Source organism: Pacificibacter marinus, assembly GCF_900109555.1.
GTDB lineage: Bacteria > Pseudomonadota > Alphaproteobacteria > Rhodobacterales > Rhodobacteraceae > Celeribacter > Celeribacter marinus_C.
This window is the reverse complement of sequence record NZ_FNZV01000001.1, coordinates 166213-183608: the sequence shown is the minus strand read 5'-3', so window position 1 is coordinate 183608 and position 17396 is coordinate 166213. Positions and strand designations below refer to the sequence as shown.

General features: G+C 54.3%; 17 protein-coding genes. 14 read left to right on the top strand and 3 right to left on the bottom strand.

What is annotated here, in order from left to right; genetic code table 11:
• Positions 1–5: 5 nt before the first annotated feature.
• Entirely contained in the window at positions 6–920 is a 915-nt protein-coding gene (locus tag BM025_RS00845; RefSeq protein ID WP_085847367.1) for a LysR substrate-binding domain-containing protein, read from the bottom strand.
• 166 nt (positions 921–1086) lie between these two features.
• Between BM025_RS00845 and pcaC the strand changes: the two genes are divergently transcribed.
• From pcaC to BM025_RS00825, 4 genes are all read left to right on the top strand, one after another.
• A complete protein-coding gene (gene pcaC / locus BM025_RS00840; protein ID WP_085847571.1) occupies positions 1087–1473 on the top strand; it encodes a 4-carboxymuconolactone decarboxylase in 387 nt (128 codons plus the stop codon).
• Positions 1466–2194: a protocatechuate 3,4-dioxygenase subunit beta gene (gene pcaH / locus BM025_RS00835; RefSeq protein ID WP_085847368.1), complete on the top strand. Its 729-nt coding sequence runs from the start codon at positions 1466–1468 to the stop codon at positions 2192–2194. Before pcaC ends, pcaH begins: the two co-directional genes overlap by 8 nt.
• 2 nt (positions 2195–2196) lie before the next feature.
• A complete protein-coding gene (gene pcaG, locus BM025_RS00830) occupies positions 2197–2796 on the top strand; it encodes a protocatechuate 3,4-dioxygenase subunit alpha (RefSeq protein ID WP_085847369.1) in 600 nt (199 codons plus the stop codon).
• Positions 2797–2868: 72 nt separating this feature from the next.
• Positions 2869–3939, top strand: a complete 1071-nt coding sequence (locus BM025_RS00825) for a 3-carboxy-cis,cis-muconate cycloisomerase (RefSeq protein WP_085847370.1) — start codon at positions 2869–2871, stop codon at positions 3937–3939.
• A 10-nt stretch (positions 3940–3949) separates the two neighbouring features.
• Here the strand turns inward: BM025_RS00825 and BM025_RS00820 are convergent, their stop codons facing one another.
• Entirely contained in the window at positions 3950–4708 is a 759-nt protein-coding gene (locus tag BM025_RS00820; protein ID WP_085847371.1) for an IclR family transcriptional regulator domain-containing protein, read from the bottom strand.
• A 131-nt stretch (positions 4709–4839) separates the two neighbouring features.
• Between BM025_RS00820 and BM025_RS00815 the strand changes: the two genes are divergently transcribed.
• From BM025_RS00815 to pcaF, 3 genes are read left to right on the top strand one after another with little or no spacing between them, the layout of a single operon-like run.
• The gene (locus tag BM025_RS00815) at positions 4840–5559 is read left to right on the top strand and encodes a 3-oxoacid CoA-transferase subunit A (protein WP_085847372.1); all 720 of its coding nucleotides are present in this window, start codon (positions 4840–4842) and stop codon (positions 5557–5559) included.
• On the top strand, positions 5559–6233 hold the full coding sequence (locus BM025_RS00810; RefSeq protein ID WP_085847373.1) for a 3-oxoacid CoA-transferase subunit B: 675 nt from the start codon (positions 5559–5561) through the stop codon (positions 6231–6233). The genes BM025_RS00815 and BM025_RS00810 overlap by 1 nt, the downstream gene beginning before the upstream one ends.
• 2 nt (positions 6234–6235) lie before the next feature.
• Positions 6236–7441: a 3-oxoadipyl-CoA thiolase gene (gene pcaF, locus BM025_RS00805; RefSeq protein ID WP_085847374.1), complete on the top strand. Its 1206-nt coding sequence runs from the start codon at positions 6236–6238 to the stop codon at positions 7439–7441.
• Between the two features lie 99 nt (positions 7442–7540).
• Here the strand turns inward: pcaF and BM025_RS00800 are convergent, their stop codons facing one another.
• The gene (locus BM025_RS00800) at positions 7541–8305 is read right to left on the bottom strand and encodes a DeoR family transcriptional regulator (protein ID WP_085847375.1); all 765 of its coding nucleotides are present in this window, start codon (positions 8303–8305) and stop codon (positions 7541–7543) included.
• Positions 8306–8436: 131 nt separating this feature from the next.
• Here BM025_RS00800 and deoC point away from each other — a divergent pair, with 131 nt between their 5' ends.
• The 7 genes from deoC (at position 8437) to BM025_RS00765 (ending at position 17392) form a co-directional block, all read left to right on the top strand.
• A complete protein-coding gene (gene deoC, locus BM025_RS00795) occupies positions 8437–9441 on the top strand; it encodes a deoxyribose-phosphate aldolase (RefSeq protein ID WP_085847376.1) in 1005 nt (334 codons plus the stop codon).
• 5 nt (positions 9442–9446) lie between these two features.
• Positions 9447–11810, top strand: a complete 2364-nt coding sequence (locus BM025_RS00790) for an aldehyde dehydrogenase family protein (RefSeq protein WP_085847377.1) — start codon at positions 9447–9449, stop codon at positions 11808–11810.
• A gap of 44 nt (positions 11811–11854) precedes the next feature.
• Entirely contained in the window at positions 11855–12817 is a 963-nt protein-coding gene (gene rbsK / locus BM025_RS00785) for a ribokinase (protein WP_085847378.1), read from the top strand.
• Positions 12814–13689: a carbohydrate ABC transporter permease gene (locus tag BM025_RS00780; protein ID WP_085847379.1), complete on the top strand. Its 876-nt coding sequence runs from the start codon at positions 12814–12816 to the stop codon at positions 13687–13689. Before rbsK ends, BM025_RS00780 begins: the two co-directional genes overlap by 4 nt.
• Positions 13686–14714 (top strand): carbohydrate ABC transporter permease, encoded by a 1029-nt coding sequence (locus tag BM025_RS00775; RefSeq protein WP_085847380.1) that lies wholly within the window; start codon positions 13686–13688, stop codon positions 14712–14714. Before BM025_RS00780 ends, BM025_RS00775 begins: the two co-directional genes overlap by 4 nt.
• Before the next feature lie 49 nt (positions 14715–14763).
• Positions 14764–16215, top strand: a complete 1452-nt coding sequence (locus BM025_RS00770; RefSeq protein ID WP_085847381.1) for an extracellular solute-binding protein — start codon at positions 14764–14766, stop codon at positions 16213–16215.
• A gap of 88 nt (positions 16216–16303) precedes the next feature.
• Positions 16304–17392, top strand: a complete 1089-nt coding sequence (locus BM025_RS00765) for an ABC transporter ATP-binding protein (protein WP_085847382.1) — start codon at positions 16304–16306, stop codon at positions 17390–17392.
• The last annotated feature ends 4 nt before the right edge of the window (positions 17393–17396 follow it).

The window sequence follows — 17396 nt, the reverse complement described above, 5'->3', positions numbered from 1 at the left end:
GGCGCTTAAGGGTGAGGCACGCTGGCTGCATCCACCAGGCATTCCAAAAGATGGCGTTGTTCTGGTGTAATCAAACTGCTGTCCCGCATCGATACACCAACGGGCCCGCCCAGCATAACATCTTGAAGTGGTAGTGATTTTAACGTGCCTGCGGCAATGTCATTGCGCACAACCCCTTGTGAAATGAACCAAACCACATCTGAGTTTTGCACCACATGCCGGCCAAAGGCCAAAGATACGTTTTCAAATTCTGGATCAGGATTGCTAATCCCGTTGTTGTACAAATAGGCCCGCACCATGGGCGATATAACCGCGCCAGAGGGGGGTAACATCAGCGGGAAATCCCGCAAGTCTTGGGGGGACCAATCGGCGCGATCAAGCGGGTGATCAGGGCGCACCACGGGCACAACACGTTCGGAATAAAGCTGGCGAAACGACAGCCCGTCCATCGTGCCACTTTGGGGCATACGGCCCACGACCATATCCAAAATGCCTTCGCGCAGTTGCGATAAAAGCATCCAGTTCGGACCTGTGCTGACGCGGATCAAACAATCGGGTCTGTCGGACTGAAACTGCAAAGAGGCACGCGGCAAAAGGTCTGTAGCGGCGGTGGGCAAAGCGCCAATGGCCAGTTTGGTTTTTTGGCGCGGGATGTCGCGGATCATGTCTTGGGCACGGCCCAAATCGATCATGGCAGCGCCCGCGTGTTGTTGAAATGTGCGGCCTGCATGGGTCAAAACCAGCCTGCGACCAGAGCGGTCAAACAGGCTGACGCTTAAAATGTCTTCCAACTCTTTGATGCTTTTGGATGCGGCAGGTTGCGAGACATGCAATGCTTGGGCCGCCATCGACAAAGAGCCAAGGCGCGCGGTTTCCAAAAAGCAATTTAAGTGGCGAAAGCGAATGCGTGGATCAATCATTGATAACCTGTGGGTTATGTTATTTGATGATTATTATATTTTTATTTGCATGAAAGCTATGGCAAAACAGTTCAGAAGAGGACGTCATGCAGATGCGTTTCAAAAGCGCCGTAATGCGGCGTGTGGTGCAATTGAATTGACGACAGATTTTAAAAAGGACCGCTTGATGACATCACGTTTTGATCAAGGCATGAAGACCCGCCGCGAGGTTTTGGGGGACGCTCATGTGGATCGCGCAGAGGCCAATAAATCCGAGCTGGATCTTGGGTTTCAAACGCTTATTACTGAAAGCGCGTGGGGCACTGTATGGTCGTCTGATGCGATTTCACGCCGCGAAAGATCGATGTTAACGCTGGCCTTGTTGGCTGCGACTGGTAATTTCGAAGAGATTCCGATGCACATTCGCGCCACAGCAAACACGGGCGCAAGTCAAAGCGATGTGATGGAAGCGTTCCAACATGTTGCCATTTACGCAGGCGTCCCACGTGCGAACCATGCGATCAAATTGGCGAAAGCTACCTACGCTGAAATGGAGGATTCATCTGATGCGTGATCAAGACGCTTTGATGCCCCGCAACCGTGATATTCACCCCGTGCCCTATGATCCGGCCTATAAAACATCTGTGCCGCGCTCACCGAAATGGGCGTTGGTGTCGATGGAAAGTTCTGCGTCAGAAGAGTTTGGGCCCGCATTCGGTCACAACAAATTTGGCCCGCACGACAACAATCTGATTTTGAATTACACACGCGGCGAAGCACCTGCTGTTGGTGAGCGCATCTTGATGCATGGGCGCGTTTTGGACGAAAACAATCGTCCTGTGCGCAACACTTTGGTCGAGATTTGGCAGGCCAATGCAGGCGGGCGGTATCGTCACAAAAAAGACGGTTATCTTGCGCCGCTTGATCCGAATTTTGGTGGGTGCGGTCGCACGATGACCGACGAAAACGGGTACTATGAATTTTTGACCATTCGCCCTGGCGCGTACCCGTGGCCGAACCGTGGCAACGATTGGCGCCCCATGCATATCCACGTTTCTGTGTTCGGGTCTGGCTTTGGCCAGCGCTTGATCACGCAGATGTACTTTGAAGGTGATCCGTTGATCAATCACTGTCCTATCGCGGCGACGATCAAAGATCGCAGTCAGTTGGATCGCCTTGTCGCGCCGCTTGATTTTTCCAAATCACGACCGTTGGATTTCTTGGCGTATAAATTTGATATCGTGTTGCGCGGGCGTCGCCAAACGATGTTTGAAAACAAGTTGGAGGGGCTTTGAGAATGGTACAATCTCTCGATGTTTTACAAGAAACGCCATCGCAAACGGCTGGTCCATATGTGCATATCGGTTTGATTCAAGCGCATGCTGGCATGGAAAATTACTATGACGAAGAACTTGGTCAAAGCCCGATTGAAGAGGGTGCATTAGGCGAAGTTATTGAAATTACTGGGTCTGTTTACGATGGCACGGGCTGGGCGCTGCGCGATGCGTTGATCGAAAGTTGGCAGCCAGATGCGCAGGGCAAGTTTTCCAAGCAGGATGGTGCTGATCCTAAGGTGCACGGATACTGTCGGTTTGCGGCCGATGCTGAAACCGGCGAATTCACGTTGCGGACTGTAAAGCCGGGTCGTGTTGGATCGCGGTATGGCGTGATGCAAGCACCGCATATTTCGCTTTGGATCGTCGCGCGTGGCATCAATGTTGGTCTGCAAACACGCATCTATTTCGATGATGAAAACAACGCGGGTGATCCGCTTTTGTCGCGGATTGAACAGACCCCACGCGTGCAAACGCTGATTGCGAAAAAGACGGGTGAGGGCAAATATCGCTTTGATATCCGTCTGCAAGGTGACGGCGAAACGGTGTTTCTCGACATCTAAGCGCATCTGATGTGTAGTGATTGAAAAGGGGCGGCTTTGGTCGCCCTTTCGCCCCATTTAAGGATATGATCCATGACCACAAGCGCCTTTGACCACCCTTGGCTCGGCGGGCTTTTTGCTGATGATGCGATGGCTGATATTTGGTCGAGCGACACACAACTGGCCCATATGACTGCCTTTGAGGCTGCGTGGAGCCGCGCTTTGGGCGAGCATGTTTTGGGCGACAAAAATGTGGGCGAAGCGGCCGCCAAAGCGATTGAAGCCATGTCGTTTGATGTGGATGACATTCGCGCTGGGTTGGGCAAAGACGGGGTTCCGATCCCGCGTATGGTCGCGCAGATGAAAGCTGCTGCGGGCACGACTGTGTCGGATGCCGGCGCGGTTCACAAAGGCGCGACATCGCAAGACGTGGTGGACACAGCGCTGGTTCTAACCCTGCGCGAAACATCATTTTTGATCGCGGGCCGTTTGATGGAACTTGAGACTTCTTTGAAAACGCTTGAGGCCAAATTCGGTGACCGCCCGATGATGGGTCGCACGCGGATGCAGGCCGCGACGCCGATTACTGTGCGTGATCGTATTGAGGCATGGCGTCGTCCCGTGGCGACCCACTTGGAACGTCTGGATCAACTGCGCCCGCGTGTTGAGGTGGTGCAAATTGGAGGGGCGTCTGGGGATCGCAAAGCTTTGGGCGCACATGCTGATGCCGTTGTTGCAGATGTGGCTAAGGCCTTGGGCCTCGCGCCAAATGACAAAGCGTGGCATGCCATGCGTGATAGCGTGGCGGAATACGCGTCATTTTTGTCTTTGGTATCAGGCACATTGGGCAAAATTGGCCAAGATATGTGCCTGATGGCGCAGCAAGGCATTGACGAATTGCGCATGTCTGGCGGCGGTGGGTCATCTGCGATGCCGCACAAACAAAACCCTGTTTTGGCAGAACTTTTGGTCACGTTGGCGCGGTTCAATGCGACCCAAATCAGCGGGATGCATCAATCGCTTGTCCATGAACAAGAGCGCTCAGGTGCTGCGTGGTCTTTGGAATGGATGCTCTTGCCTCAAATGGCGCAAGCCACAGGGCGCGGATTGGCCGCTGCGATTGATTTATGCACGCGGATTGAGCGGATTGGCGCAGCGGATTAAATCTGTCGCGTTACAGTACGCGTTGCAGGCCAGCTTGCACTTTTAACAATGCCGGCAGGTAGGTGTCGATCAAATTTTGTGCTGAATTTTGTGTCGCGGCCATCCCAGTGTTGAGGGCGGCCACGACCAATCCGCGGGCATTGAAAACGGGCACCGCAATAGACCGCAAGCCCATTTCAATCTCTTGATCTATCACCGCATAGCCATCGCGTTTGGCATCTGCCACACGCGCCATGATTTCGGTCGGGTCGGTCAAGCTATGCGCGGTGCGCGGGCTTAAATCTGCCTGATCAATCACCGCGCAGGCATCTCGCAAAGGCAATGCCGCCAGTAAAACCCGCCCCATTGATGTGCAATGTGCGGGCAAGCGTGATCCGGGCATCAACCCGATGGACATCACGCGGGTTTGTGCCGCACGTGCCAAATATACGATTTCGCCTGCATCCAAAATGGAAACAGAACAGCTTTGCCCAATTTGTTCTGCCAGTTGATCGAGCCAAGGTTGCACGATTTGCGGCAAGGGCAGGGACGCCAGCGCCCCCATGCCCAACCGCAGGGTTTTCGGCGTCAGGGTAAAGAATTTTCCGTCATAATCCGCATAGCCTTCGTGATGCAATGTCAACAAGCAACGGCGTGCAGTGGCGCGGTCAAGGGTACTTATCTGGGCGACTTCAGCGATGGACAAGCGTGGGCTGTCCGCACCGAAACATTCGATAACGCGCAGGCCTTTGGCGAAAGAGGCGATATGATCTGTGGGTTTGTTCAACATGCGCACAGAATTTAACTCTATTTGAACAAAGGTCAATATGCGAACAAATTGCTGTCGCGTGTTTCACCATAGGGGTAGGGTTTGTCCAAGGCCCAGAATCTGTCTGGGCGCTTGTTTTACAGGAGACCGGCATGGACAAATCCATTTCCACTTTGACCGAATCTGTCGCAGATATTCACGATGGCGCGGTGTTGATGATCGGCGGCTTTGGTGGCTCTGGCAGCCCGATTGAGTTGATCCACACCTTGATTGATCGGTTTCGCGAAACCGGAAGCCCCAAAGACGTGACTGTGATCAACAACAATGCGGGCAATGGTTTTGTTGGCATCGCAGCGATGATCAAAGCTGGCATGGTCAAAAAGATGATTTGTTCTTTTCCACGTTCATCCAATGCAGAAGCGTTTAACGAAAAATTCCTTGCGGACGAAATCGAATTGGAATTGGTGCCCCAAGGCACATTGGCCGAACGCATTCGCGCGGCGGGGGCAGGCATTCCAGCTTTTTACACGCCCACATCTTTTGGCACCGAATTGGCGATCGGCAAGCCGACTGAAGAATTCGACGGCAAGCATTACGTGCAAGAACGCTGGTTGAAAGCTGATTTTGCCATCGTCAAAGGCCAGCTTGGGGACAAACACGGCAACCTCACCTACCGTTTGGCAGGGCGCAATTTCAATCCGCTGATGTGCATGGCCGCAGATGTGACCATCGCACAGGTATCTGATCTGGTCGAGGCTGGCGGCATTGACCCCGAACAGGTGATCACCCCCGGTATTTTCGTTGATCACGTGGTCGAGGTGAAATCACCCCAACAAGAAGAAATTCTCGTGCGCACAGGAGCCGTTCACTGATGACCTATACAAAACTCACCAATGCCCAAATCGCGTGGCGCGCGGCGCAAGATATCGAAGATGGGGCTTATGTAAACCTTGGGATCGGCTTTCCTGAAATGGTCGCGAAATTCCAACCCGAGGGGCGCGAAGCTGTGTTTCACACGGAAAACGGCGTGCTTGGATTTGGTCAAGCACCAGCCGAGGGTTCCGAGGATTGGGATCTGATTAATGCGGGTAAAAAGGCGATCACGCTCAAACCCGGCGCTAGTTTTTTTCACCACGCCGATAGTTTTGCAATGGTGCGTGGCGGGCATTTGGACGTGGCAATTTTGGGCGCGTATCAGATTGCGCAAAACGGCGATTTGGCCAATTGGCGTGTCGGATCAAAAGGTGTGCCAGCCGTGGGGGGCGCGATGGATTTGGTCCACGGCGCCAAACGCGTGGCGGTGATCACAGATCACGTCACCAAAGATGGCAAACCCAAGTTGGTCGAGACCTGCACATTCCCGCTGACGGGTGTGGGTTGCGTGACACGCGTTTATACCTCGCTTGCGGTGGTGGATATCGAGGGTGGAAAATTCGTGTTACGTGAAAAACTGAGCGATATTTCCATGGATGAATTGCAAGCGCTCACAGGCGCTACATTGCACACAGATGGTCCTGTAGCCGATTTAAGTGTACCGGAGCTTTGAACATGACTGAGGTTTATATTTGCGACTATATCCGCACGCCAATTGGGCGTTTTGGTGGAGCTTTGGCTTCGGTGCGCGCCGATGATTTGGGCGCTGTGCCGTTGAAAGCTTTGGCTGCGCGCAACCCCGATTTGGACCTGTCAGCAATTGACGAAGTGATCTTTGGTTGCGCCAACCAAGCGGGTGAAGACAACCGCAACGTGGCGCGTATGTCATTGTTATTGGCGGGATATCCTGACACTGTGCCAGGCACAACGATGAACCGTTTGTGCGGTTCGGGCATGGATGCGCTGATCACGGGCGCGCGGGCGATTAAGGCGGGCGAAATGGAACTGGTCGTGGTCGGCGGCGTGGAATCCATGTCGCGCGCGCCGTTTGTGATGCCCAAGGCCGAGACTGCCTATTCGCGCAGCGCGGAAGTACATGACACCACCATCGGTTGGCGGTTTGTCAACAAGCTGATGAAGGCCGCGCATGGTGTGGATTCCATGCCTGAGACGGCGGAAAACGTAGCCGAGGATTTCAACATCAATCGCGCGGATCAAGATGTGTTTGCTCTGGCATCGCAGGTCAAAGCTGGCATGGCGATGCAAAGCGGTCGCTTGGCGCAAGAAATCACCCCCGTGACGATTGCGCAGCGCCGTGGCGACGCGATTGTTGTCGATACAGACGAACACCCGCGCCCCAGCACCACGTTGGAGCAATTGCAAAAGCTCAAGACCTTTGTAAAAGCTGACGGGACTGTGACGGCAGGCAATGCGTCTGGTGTGAATGACGGGGCTGCTGCGTTGATTTTGGCGACACGCGAGGCCGCGCAAAAGCACGGACTGACACCGATTGCGAAAGTTTTGGGCGGGGCCACAGCAGGCGTCGCGCCACGTATCATGGGTTTTGGTCCTGCGCCCGCGTCCAAAAAATTGATGGCGCGCTTGAATCTGACCGTTGATGATTTCGATGTGATCGAGTTGAATGAAGCCTTTGCGTCACAAGGCTTGGCCACTCTGCGCGATCTGGGCATTGCGGACGATGATCCTCGGGTCAATCCAAATGGCGGCGCGATTGCTTTGGGGCATCCTTTGGGCATGTCCGGCGCGCGTATCGCGGGCACTGCAGCGCTTGAATTAAAGCTTAAAGGCGGTAAACGCGCTTTGGCGACGATGTGTATTGGCGTCGGCCAAGGCATCGCTGTGGCGATCGAGGCGGTATAAAGCGGATCGTTCGCGGTTTTGACCGCACAGATCGTGCAGTGCAAGTCTGAGTTTGAAAGCCGTCCTTTGGGGCGGCTTTTGCATTTTAAGTTTTAAAGATCATGACAACAGGCTGCTTGGCCTGATCAAACCATCTTCGGTGGCGATTTGGTCGAAATCGGACAAGGCGGCGATGGCGGCTGGTTTCACTTGGCCGAATTTTGAACTGTCGACCACTAGAAGATTTTCTTGCGCCCGCGCCATGGCCGCGCGTTTCAATGCGGCTTCACGAAAGGTGGTGCAGGTCGCCCCAAGACGCGGATCGACGCCGGCGGCAGATATAAAGGCGCGGTTGATGGCAAAGGCGTCTAGCGTGCCGTCTTCTTCTACCGGATAAAATGAGGCTGTGGGTTCATTGTAGACGCCGCCCAACATCACCAATTTGACGTTTGGTTTGCGCACCGCCATATCCGCAGTGTTAAGAGCGTAACATATTATTGTCAGCTTCATATCATTTGGAATCAAACTGATAAGGTGGGGCAGGGTGGTGCCGCAATCCATGAAAAGCGTTTCTTCAGCACGTAAAAGTGGGATGCAGGCCGCACAGGCGGCGCGTTTTGCCGCCTCGTTTAAATCTGCTGCCTCAGTTAGATCATAAGGTGCACGTCGCAGTCCTGCATCGGCCAAAACGATGTGACCGCCCAAGAAATGAAAGGTTTTCTCATTCTCGCGCAGATCTCTGCGCACCGTCATTTCTGAGACATCCAACAGCTCTGCAGCATCGCGAACGTGCAAACTTTTGTTATGTTGCACCGCTTCTTGCAACTGTTGAAGCCGCGCTTCTTTCTTTGCGGGTGCGCGGCCCGTTGAGCGTTCGTTTGTCATTAGATCAGGCTCCGACGTTAATGTTACAAAGATAACAAAAAATAGTTGCAATCGCAACGCTATTCGATAATAACCTTTTTGTAAGAGGAAGCGAACCGCAGTTGTGGGACGCGAGGTGAGATGAGGATCATATGTCCGAAACAAGACTGACCCGAGTATCCACAGATGTGGTTCCGGTTGCCCCCCATGAGCGTCGCAATGACGGCATGCCGCTGGATCTTGGTGCAATCAATGCTGTGCGCGTCAATCGCTCGGCGTCTGAGCGTCGCACTGCTGCGCTGCCAGGGCGTCGTGCTGTAAAAGGTGATGCGCAAAGCGCGTGGTTGCTGAAAGCTGTGACCTGTATCGATCTGACGACGTTGAGCGGCGATGACACTGAGGGGCGCGTGCGTCGCTTGTGTGCCAAGGCCGCGCAGCCCATACGCCCCGATATTTTGAATATGCTTGGCATGAGCGATCGTGGCATTACCACGGGCGCGGTGTGTGTGTATCACCGTTTTGTCGCTGCAGCTGTTGATGCGCTGCAGGGCACAGGTATTCCTGTCGCGGCGGTGTCTACCGGATTTCCAGCAGGGTTAAGTCCGCACGCCACGAAGTTGGCCGAAATCGAAGCATCGGTGGCGGATGGTGCCGAAGAAATCGATATCGTTATCACTCGCGAACATGTGCTGACCGGAAACTGGCAGGCGCTGTACACTGAGATGCAAGAGTACCGCGCTGCATGCGGTGATGCGCATGTCAAAGCGATCCTTGCCACAGGCGATCTTAAAACGCTGCGCAATGTCGCGAAAGCCAGTCTTGTGTGCATGATGGGGGGGGCTGATTTTATCAAGACCTCGACAGGCAAAGAGGCGGTGAATGCCACCTTGCCCGTGTCTCTGACAATGGTGCGCGCGATCCGTCAATATCAGGCCATGACCGGCGTCAAAGTGGGGTACAAACCTGCTGGAGGCGTGTCCAAGGCGAAAGATGTTTTGACCTATTTTGCCTTGATGAAAGAAGAGCTTGGCCGTGAGTGGCTAGAGCCAAACCTGTTTCGCATCGGCGCGTCGTCGCTGTTGGCTGATATTGAGCGTCAGCTCGAACACCGGACAACTGGCGCCTACAGTGCCCTCAACCGCCACCCGATTGGATGATGACAATGAGTGTAGCGAGCTATTTTGATACTATGGATTATGCCCCAAGCAACGAAGACGACAGTGCTGCCCGCGATTGGTTGGCCGCACATGATCACCGTTTTGGCCACTTTATTGGGGGGCAATTCACGGACCCTGCTGATGGGTTTGACACGTTTGAGCCTGCCACAGGCAAGGTTCTGGCACAGGTATCACGCGGCACGTCGGCCGATGTAGGCATTGCGATTGCAGCCGCACGCAAAGCTCAAAAAGGTTGGGCGGCTTTGTCAGGGCATGAACGTGCTTTGAAACTCTACGCTTTGGCGCGGATCATTCAGCGCAACGCGCGTTTGATTGCCGTGGTCGAGGCGCTTGATAATGGCAAGCCGATCCGCGAGACCCGCGATATCGACATTCCTTTGGCCGCGCGTCATTTCTATCACCACGCGGGTTGGGCGCAGTTGCAAGACAGCCAATTCCCCAACCACGATCCTTTGGGTGTGATTGGTCAGGTTATTCCTTGGAACTTCCCGTTCTTGATGTTGTCGTGGAAAATCGCGCCTGCATTAGCGCTTGGCAACACTGTTGTTTTGAAGCCCGCAGAATCCACACCGCTGACAGCGCTCTTGTTTGCCGAATTGGCGCAGGCCGCTGGGCTGCCTGACGGTGTGCTCAACATCGTGACGGGCGAGGGCGAAACTGGCGCGTTTTTGGCGGGTCATGAGGGGATTGATAAGGTTGCCTTTACAGGTTCAACTGACGTGGGGCGCAAAATCCGCGCTGCAACTGCGGGCAGTGGCAAGTCTTTGACGCTTGAGTTGGGCGGCAAGTCGCCCTTTATCGTGTTCGAAGATGCAGATTTGGATGCCGCAGTTGAAGGCGTCGTTGATGCGATCTGGTTCAACCAAGGTCAGGTGTGCTGTGCAGGCTCACGTATTTTGGTGCAAGAAGGCATCGCAGCCGATTTCTACGCCCGTTTGAACACACGGATGCAGGGGTTGCGCGTTGGGACGTCTCTCGACAAAACCATCGATATGGGGGCAGTGATCGACGCCGATCAACGGGCGCGCATTTCAGGCATGGTGGACCGTGCCGTCGCACAGGGCGCGCAGCTTTTGCAAGCTGATGTCGCGCTGCCAGAGGGCGGTACGTATTATCCGCCGACTGTTTTGTGCAATGTGCCATCCACTGCAGAGGCAGCAAGCGAAGAGATTTTCGGCCCTGTCGCTGTGTCGATGACATTCCGCACACCAGACGAAGCTGTGCTGTTGGCGAACCATTCACGCTATGGGTTGTCCGCGAGTATCTGGAGCGAAAACATCAACCAAGCCTTGGATTTAGCCGCGTCCGTTGAGGCGGGTATCGTCTGGGTCAATTGCACAAATGTCATGGATGCAGGCGTTGGTTTCGGTGGCGTCAAAGAAAGCGGCTTTGGTCGCGAGGGCGGCCGTGAAGGGTGCTATGATTACTTGCGCCCACGTGCGTTTGCCAAAGCTGCACTACGCAAAACAGTCGCACCCGCCAAACCTAAAGGCTTTGCTCTGGATGCGGTTGATCGCACCGCCAAGCTGTTTATCGGCGGCAAACAGGCACGCCCTGATGGCAATCATTCCACATCAGTTGTGGGGGCCAATGGGCAGGTTTTGGGTGCTGTTGGTCTGGGCAACCGCAAAGACATTCGCAACGCGGTTGAGGCGGCACGTGCGGCTGCAAGCTGGGGTGGGAAGTCACAACACAACCGTGCGCAAATCTTGTTTTACTTAGGTGAAAACCTATCGGCGCGTGCCGATGAATTTGCCGACCGTCTGCGCGATATGACCGGTGTGAAAGCCGATAAAGCCAAGGCCGAAGTTGCTGCATCCATCGCGCGCCTGTTCAGCTATGGCGCGTGGGCCGACAAATATGAGGGCACGGTGCATATGCCGCCGATGCGGGGTTTGGCTTTGGCTGTGCCTGAGGCGATTGGCGTCGCCGGGGTTATTTGCCCACCAGAGGCGCCTTTGTTGGGATTCGTATCCGCCGTGGCGCCTTTGATTGCCACTGGCAACCGCGTTGTCGCGATCCCGTCAGAGCCGCATCCGTTTTCTGTGACCGATTTTTATCAAGTCGCGGAAACATCCGATTTGCCTGCAGGCGTTTTGAACATTGTCACGGGTGATCCAAACGCATTGGGGGCCGAGTTGGCCAAGCACAATGACGTCAACGCGCTTTGGGCGTTTGGGTCGGCGGAACTGGCGCGGACTGTTGAACAGTTGTCTGTCAGCAATCTGAAACGGACGTTTACGGACAATGGCCGCGCATGGGACTGGAACAGTCCAGATGCTGAGGGCGAGCATTTCTTGCGGCATGCCACTCAGGTCAAAAATATTTGGGTGCCTTACGGAGCATAATTTAAGGCACCTCATTTAAACGCACCTAGGGGAGGAGGGACGTTATGGACAAGCAAACACAAACACAAGCACGAGGCACGGGGATTGCGATCCTTGGAATTTATGTCGCAGACACGGCGTATCTCGCAAGCCGGATGCCGAAAATTGGCGAAACGATTTCTGGCAGTGGCTTTTCGCTAGGCCCCGGCGGCAAAGGATCAAACCAAGCTGTTGCAGCGGGCCGTGCGGGCGCTGACGTGCACTTTATCTCGAAGATCGGCAATGATCCTTTCGGCAAGATGGCACTTGAGATTTATGAACAAACCGGCGTGACCGCCGAGATCGAAGTGATGGACGATATGCCATCTGGGGCGGCGTTTATTTTTGTAAATGACGAAACAGGCGACAATGCCATCATCGTTTATCCGGGGGCAGCGGGCACAATTTCCATAGCGGATGTCGAAAAGCACCGCGATGTGATTGAAGCGGCGAACGTGTTTGTCACGCAGCTAGAACAACCTGCCGAGGCGGCATTGAAAGCGTTGCAAATCGCACGGACTGCAGGGGTGACAACTGTTTTCAACCCTGCGCCAGCCAATCCATTTGATGCGGCGTGCTATGGTTTGACCGACTATTTCGTGCCCAATGAAAGCGAAGCCGCCGCGATTGTCGGATTCGAGATTGAAACCGAACAAGACGCGCGTCGCGCAGGCGAAGAGTTCCTAAAACTGGGTGTAAAAACCGCGTTGATCACGTTGGGCGAAAAGGGCGTCTACATCCATTCGCCCACTTTAAGCCGCTTGATCCCTGCGATTTCAAATGCGCCAGCGATTGATACTTCTGGGGCAGGGGACGCGTTTATCGGCGGATTTGCCACGGCCCTTTCAGAAGGGCTAGAAGTCGAAGCCGCGGTGCAGTTCGGCTGTGCCACAGCGGGGATCGCGGTCACGCGCCGTGGCACGGCACCTGCCATGCCCACCCGTGATGAAATCGACGCCCTTTTGCGCATATCGGAGGGCCGCGCATGAACCGCGATGACCCGATTAAGTATTTCTTTTTGTGGCCAGCTTTCTTGGTGGTTTTGGCTATGGCCATTTTTCCGCTGATCTATTCTTTGGCCAACAGTTTCATGTCGTTGCGGTTGGTCCCGCCGATGCCTGCGCGGTTTGTCGGGTTGGATAATTACGCTGATTTGTTAAGCAATCCACGATTTTGGCAAACGGTGAAAACCACGTCTATCATCGCGTTTATATCGGTTGCCTTTCAATTCGTGATTGGGTTTGGCGTGGCGCTGGCTTTGGTGAAAAGAGTGCGTGGCGCTGATTTTTTCCGCACAGCATTTTTGTTGCCAATGTTGGTCGCACCTGTCGCAGTGGCACTGGTGGCGCGGCAAATTTTGAACCCTTCGATGGGGCCGCTCAATCAGGTTGCGACATTTTTTGGTTTTCCAAATTTACCCTATTTGACAGAAGCAAACTGGGCGATGGGATCGTTGATTGCCGTTGAGATTTGGCAGTGGACACCCTTTGTCATCCTATTGATTTTGGCGGGTCTGCAAGGCCTACCTGATGATGTGTATGAGGCCGCCGAACTTGAAGGCGCGTCGTCTTGGCAGCAGTTTTGGTCGATCACATTTCCGATGATGTTGCCGATTTCTGCCGCGGTCATTTTCATTCGCATCGTTGAGAGCTTTAAAATCATCGACACGGTGTTTGTGATGACAGGCGGGGGGCCGGGGATCGCCACGGAAACCCTGACTTTGTTTGCCTATCAAGAGGGCTTTAAGAAATTCAACCTTGGCTACACTTCGGCACTGAGTTTCTTGTTCCTTGCTGTCGTTTTGATCCTGAGCCTTGTGTATCTCGCTCTGTTAAAACCTTACTTGGAGAAGTACAAATGAGCGTTCGTGATCTGTCTGGAAACCGCCGCTGGCTTGCTTTTGGGGCTTTGTGCCTTTGGTTTTTATTCACCATTTTTCCGCTGTATTGGGTCGCCATTACATCGTTCAAAGCGCCGCCTGATGTTGTGGGCGGGCCGACGTATCTGCCCTTTGTTGATTTTCAGCCAACGATAAAGGCGTGGACCGATCTTTTGTCTGGCCTGCGTGGCGAGTTTTATTCAAACTTTTGGTCTTCGGCCATTGTCGCGGTGTCCTCTGCGATGTTTGCCACTTTGCTGGGCGCGATGGCGGCTTATGCGCTGGTGCGTTTTCCGTTCAAAGTGCGGTTGTTGTCTGGCGTATTGTTCTTTGTCGTTGCGATGGGCGGCTTTTTACTGGGGCGTGATGTCTTGGGCATTGCCCCTGCAAGCGCGTCGATTATCGCCTTTACAGGTGCGCTGGCGCTGTCGGTGTTTGCCAATAGATTCCCATTGCCGGGCAAGGTTTTGGGCAATGATGACATCGTGTTTTGGTTCGTCAGTCAGCGGTTGTTTCCGCCTATCGTCGTCGCTTTTGCGCTGTTCCTGCTCTACACGGAAATGGGCAAACTTGGCTTTAAAATGACCGACACCTATTTGGGGCTGACGCTGGCGTATGTCGCCTTTTCCCTGCCCATCGTGGTCTGGTTGATGCGCGATTTTATATCGGCACTGCCACTTGAGGTGGAAGAGGCTGCCATGGTCGACAACGTACCACATTGGCGGATCTTTTTTGGCATTGTCTTGCCAATGTCACGCCCCGGTTTGATCGCCACCTTTGTGATCACCTTGGCTTTTACATGGAACGAATTTTTGTTCGCGCTCTTTTTGACCAACTCGGAATGGCAAACCTTGCCCGTGCTGATTGCGGGTCAAAACAGCCAGCGCGGTGATGAGTGGTGGGCCATTTCAGCCGCTGCACTTGTTGCGATTGTTCCGATGATCATCGTCGCGGGGCTGTTGGGACGGCTCATGCGATCAGGGCTGCTGAGCGGCGCTGTGAAATAGTTTATTGCAACGGCCCTAGGGAGGGGCTTTCTCGAGGAGGAGAAATAAGATGACCAACAAACTTAAAACAACGGTGGGCGCAGCTGCGCTGATCATGGCTGCGGGAACGGCGATGGCCTGTTCCCCAGATTACACAGGCGTCGAAATTACGGCGACCACACAAACCGGCCCCTACATCGCGTCGGCGCTGGCATTGGCTGCTGAAGGTTGGGCGGAAAAAACATGTGGCTCTGTAAAGGTCGTGGAATTCCCATGGTCCGAGCTTTACCCAAAAATCGTGACCACTTTGGTTGCCGGCGACAGCGCGTTTGACGTCATCGCGTTTGCACCGGCATGGGCGCCTGATTTCACGCCGTATTTGACCCCGATGCCTGCGAAGTATCAAGAAGGCGAAGACTGGATGGACATCGCGCCTGTATACCGCGAAGCCTTGATGGTTTGGAACGGCGAAGTGTTGTCACAAACGATGGACGGCGACGTTCACACATACACGTACCGGATCGATCTGTTCGAAGACGAAGCCAACAAAGCAGCGTTCAAAGAAAAATACGGTCACGATCTGGCTGTTCCTGCGACATGGGATGAGTACTTGGATATCGCCGAGTTCTTCCAAAATGACGTGGATGGTGTGTACGGCACAGCCGAAGCGTACCGTCGTGGGGGGCAACAATTCTGGTTCTTGTTCAGCCACGTTGCCGCGTATGCATCACACCCCGATCTGCCAGGGGCGATGTTCTTTGACCCTGAAACGATGGACGCCCAAGTCAACAACCCAGCATGGGTGCGCGGCCTTGAGGAATACATCCGCACGTCAAAATTGGCACCGCCATCCGCGCTTAACTTTTCGTTTGGCGAAGTCAACGCGGCCTTTGCTGGCGGTCAAGTGGCGCAATCTATCGGCTGGGGTGACACGGGCGTGATCGCGGCAGATCCAAAGCAATCGACTGTATCAGGCAATGTGGGATCGGCGGTGTTGCCATCCTCGACCGAGGTCTACAACTACAAGACAGGCGCATGGGACAGCTTTGATGCCCCCGTTGATACGTCTTTCATGGCCTTTGGTGGCTGGCAGGCGGCTGTGCCTAAAAGTTCGAAAAACCAAGAGGCCGCATGGGATTTCATCTCATACCTGTCGAGCCCAGACGTGTCAGGTGTTGCTGCGGTCACAGGCGGCACAGGCGTAAACCCTTATCGTATTTCGCACACCACCAATTTGGATCGTTGGTCTGAGTTGTTCTCAGACCGCGAAGCCAAAGAATACTTGGGTGCTCAACGCGATGCTGTCACAGCTGACAACGTTGCATTGGACATGCGTTTGCCGGGGTATTTCTCGTACACAGAAATTCTTGAAATCGAATTGTCACGCGCCCTTGCTGGCGATGTGAGTGCTCAAGAAGCTCTGGATATCGTTGCCGAAGGTTGGAATGAATTGACCGAAACATTCGGTCGTGACACCCAGCTTGCTGCATACCGCGCCTCTATGGGCTTGCCTGTACAGTAACGCAGAGGCAAGACAACTGGTGCCGTCCGCCTTTCGCGGGGCGGGCGGTACTTTCCCGACATGCTTACCGAATAAAAGAGACATCCCAATGGCAAATATAACACTGAGCAGCGTGACAAAATCCTACGGGGCCGTTGAAGTGATCCCGCCCATGGACCTTGAGATTGAAGAGGGGGAGTTCGTTGTGCTTGTCGGCCCATCGGGTTGTGGCAAGTCAACAACGCTGCGTATGATTGCCGGATTGGAAACCCAATCGGGCGGCACAATGAAAATCGGTGATCGTGATGTCACCACCTTGCGCCCCGGTTTGCGCAACTGTGCCATGGTCTTCCAAAGCTACGCGCTTTACCCGCATATGAGTGTGCGCGATAATATCGGCTATGGCATGAAAGTGCGCGGTGTCGCCAAACCCGAAGCCGAGGCTGCCATCGCCAATGCTGCCCGTATTTTGAACCTGACCGATTACCTAGACCGCAAGCCTGGAGCACTGTCTGGTGGCCAACGTCAACGTGTCGCCATTGGCCGCGCGATTGTGCGTGACCCCGATGTGTTTTTGTTCGACGAACCGCTGTCCAATCTGGATGCCAAGCTGCGGGTCGAGATGCGGGTTGAGATCAAGCAACTTCACCGCCGTCTTAAAACCACGATGGTTTATGTCACCCACGATCAGGTCGAAGCGATGACTATGGCGGACCGCGTGGTTGTGCTGCGCGATGGTGTGATTGAACAAGCCGCAGATCCGATCACGCTGTATGAACGCCCCGCAAACCAGTTTGTAGCTGGCTTTATCGGAGCGCCCAGCATGAATATGTTGGATGGGCAGATCGAAGACATCGACGGCACTTTGCATTTTTGCGGACCTGCTGGCGTACAGTTTGCTTTGCCAAAAGACCGTGTGCCTGCCTTGATCTCATACGTGGGGCAGCCTTGCGTTATGGGTATTCGTCCTGAGCATACGTTTGACACGGGCGGCACAGGGCCATCTGTCGAGATTGAAGTGGTCGATATCGAACCTTTGGGCCCGCACACCATGTTGATTGGTCTTGCGGCAGGGGCGAAATTTACAGGCCAAGTGGCTGCGGGCACACGCGCCGAGCCGGGCGAGCGCCGTCAGATCCATTTCGATTTGGACAAGCTACATTTCTTTCGCGCCGGCGATGGGCGCGCCATTCGCTAACTCA

Bases quoted from the DNA above. Each gene is read 5' to 3' on its own strand.
- BM025_RS00845 (WP_085847367.1), bottom strand. From the start codon at position 920: ATGATTGATCCACGCATTCGCTTTCGCCACTTAAATTGCTTTTTGGAA.
- pcaC (WP_085847571.1), top strand. From the start codon at position 1,087: ATGACATCACGTTTTGATCAAGGCATGAAGACCCGCCGCGAGGTTTTG.
- pcaH (WP_085847368.1), top strand. From the start codon at position 1,466: ATGCGTGATCAAGACGCTTTGATGCCCCGCAACCGTGATATTCACCCC.
- pcaG (WP_085847369.1), top strand. From the start codon at position 2,197: ATGGTACAATCTCTCGATGTTTTACAAGAAACGCCATCGCAAACGGCT.
- BM025_RS00825 (WP_085847370.1), top strand. From the start codon at position 2,869: ATGACCACAAGCGCCTTTGACCACCCTTGGCTCGGCGGGCTTTTTGCT.
- BM025_RS00820 (WP_085847371.1), bottom strand. From the start codon at position 4,708: ATGTTGAACAAACCCACAGATCATATCGCCTCTTTCGCCAAAGGCCTG.
- BM025_RS00815 (WP_085847372.1), top strand. From the start codon at position 4,840: ATGGACAAATCCATTTCCACTTTGACCGAATCTGTCGCAGATATTCAC.
- BM025_RS00810 (WP_085847373.1), top strand. From the start codon at position 5,559: ATGACCTATACAAAACTCACCAATGCCCAAATCGCGTGGCGCGCGGCG.
- pcaF (WP_085847374.1), top strand. From the start codon at position 6,236: ATGACTGAGGTTTATATTTGCGACTATATCCGCACGCCAATTGGGCGT.
- BM025_RS00800 (WP_085847375.1), bottom strand. From the start codon at position 8,305: ATGACAAACGAACGCTCAACGGGCCGCGCACCCGCAAAGAAAGAAGCG.
- deoC (WP_085847376.1), top strand. From the start codon at position 8,437: ATGTCCGAAACAAGACTGACCCGAGTATCCACAGATGTGGTTCCGGTT.
- BM025_RS00790 (WP_085847377.1), top strand. From the start codon at position 9,447: ATGAGTGTAGCGAGCTATTTTGATACTATGGATTATGCCCCAAGCAAC.
- rbsK (WP_085847378.1), top strand. From the start codon at position 11,855: ATGGACAAGCAAACACAAACACAAGCACGAGGCACGGGGATTGCGATC.
- BM025_RS00780 (WP_085847379.1), top strand. From the start codon at position 12,814: ATGAACCGCGATGACCCGATTAAGTATTTCTTTTTGTGGCCAGCTTTC.
- BM025_RS00775 (WP_085847380.1), top strand. From the start codon at position 13,686: ATGAGCGTTCGTGATCTGTCTGGAAACCGCCGCTGGCTTGCTTTTGGG.
- BM025_RS00770 (WP_085847381.1), top strand. From the start codon at position 14,764: ATGACCAACAAACTTAAAACAACGGTGGGCGCAGCTGCGCTGATCATG.
- BM025_RS00765 (WP_085847382.1), top strand. From the start codon at position 16,304: ATGGCAAATATAACACTGAGCAGCGTGACAAAATCCTACGGGGCCGTT.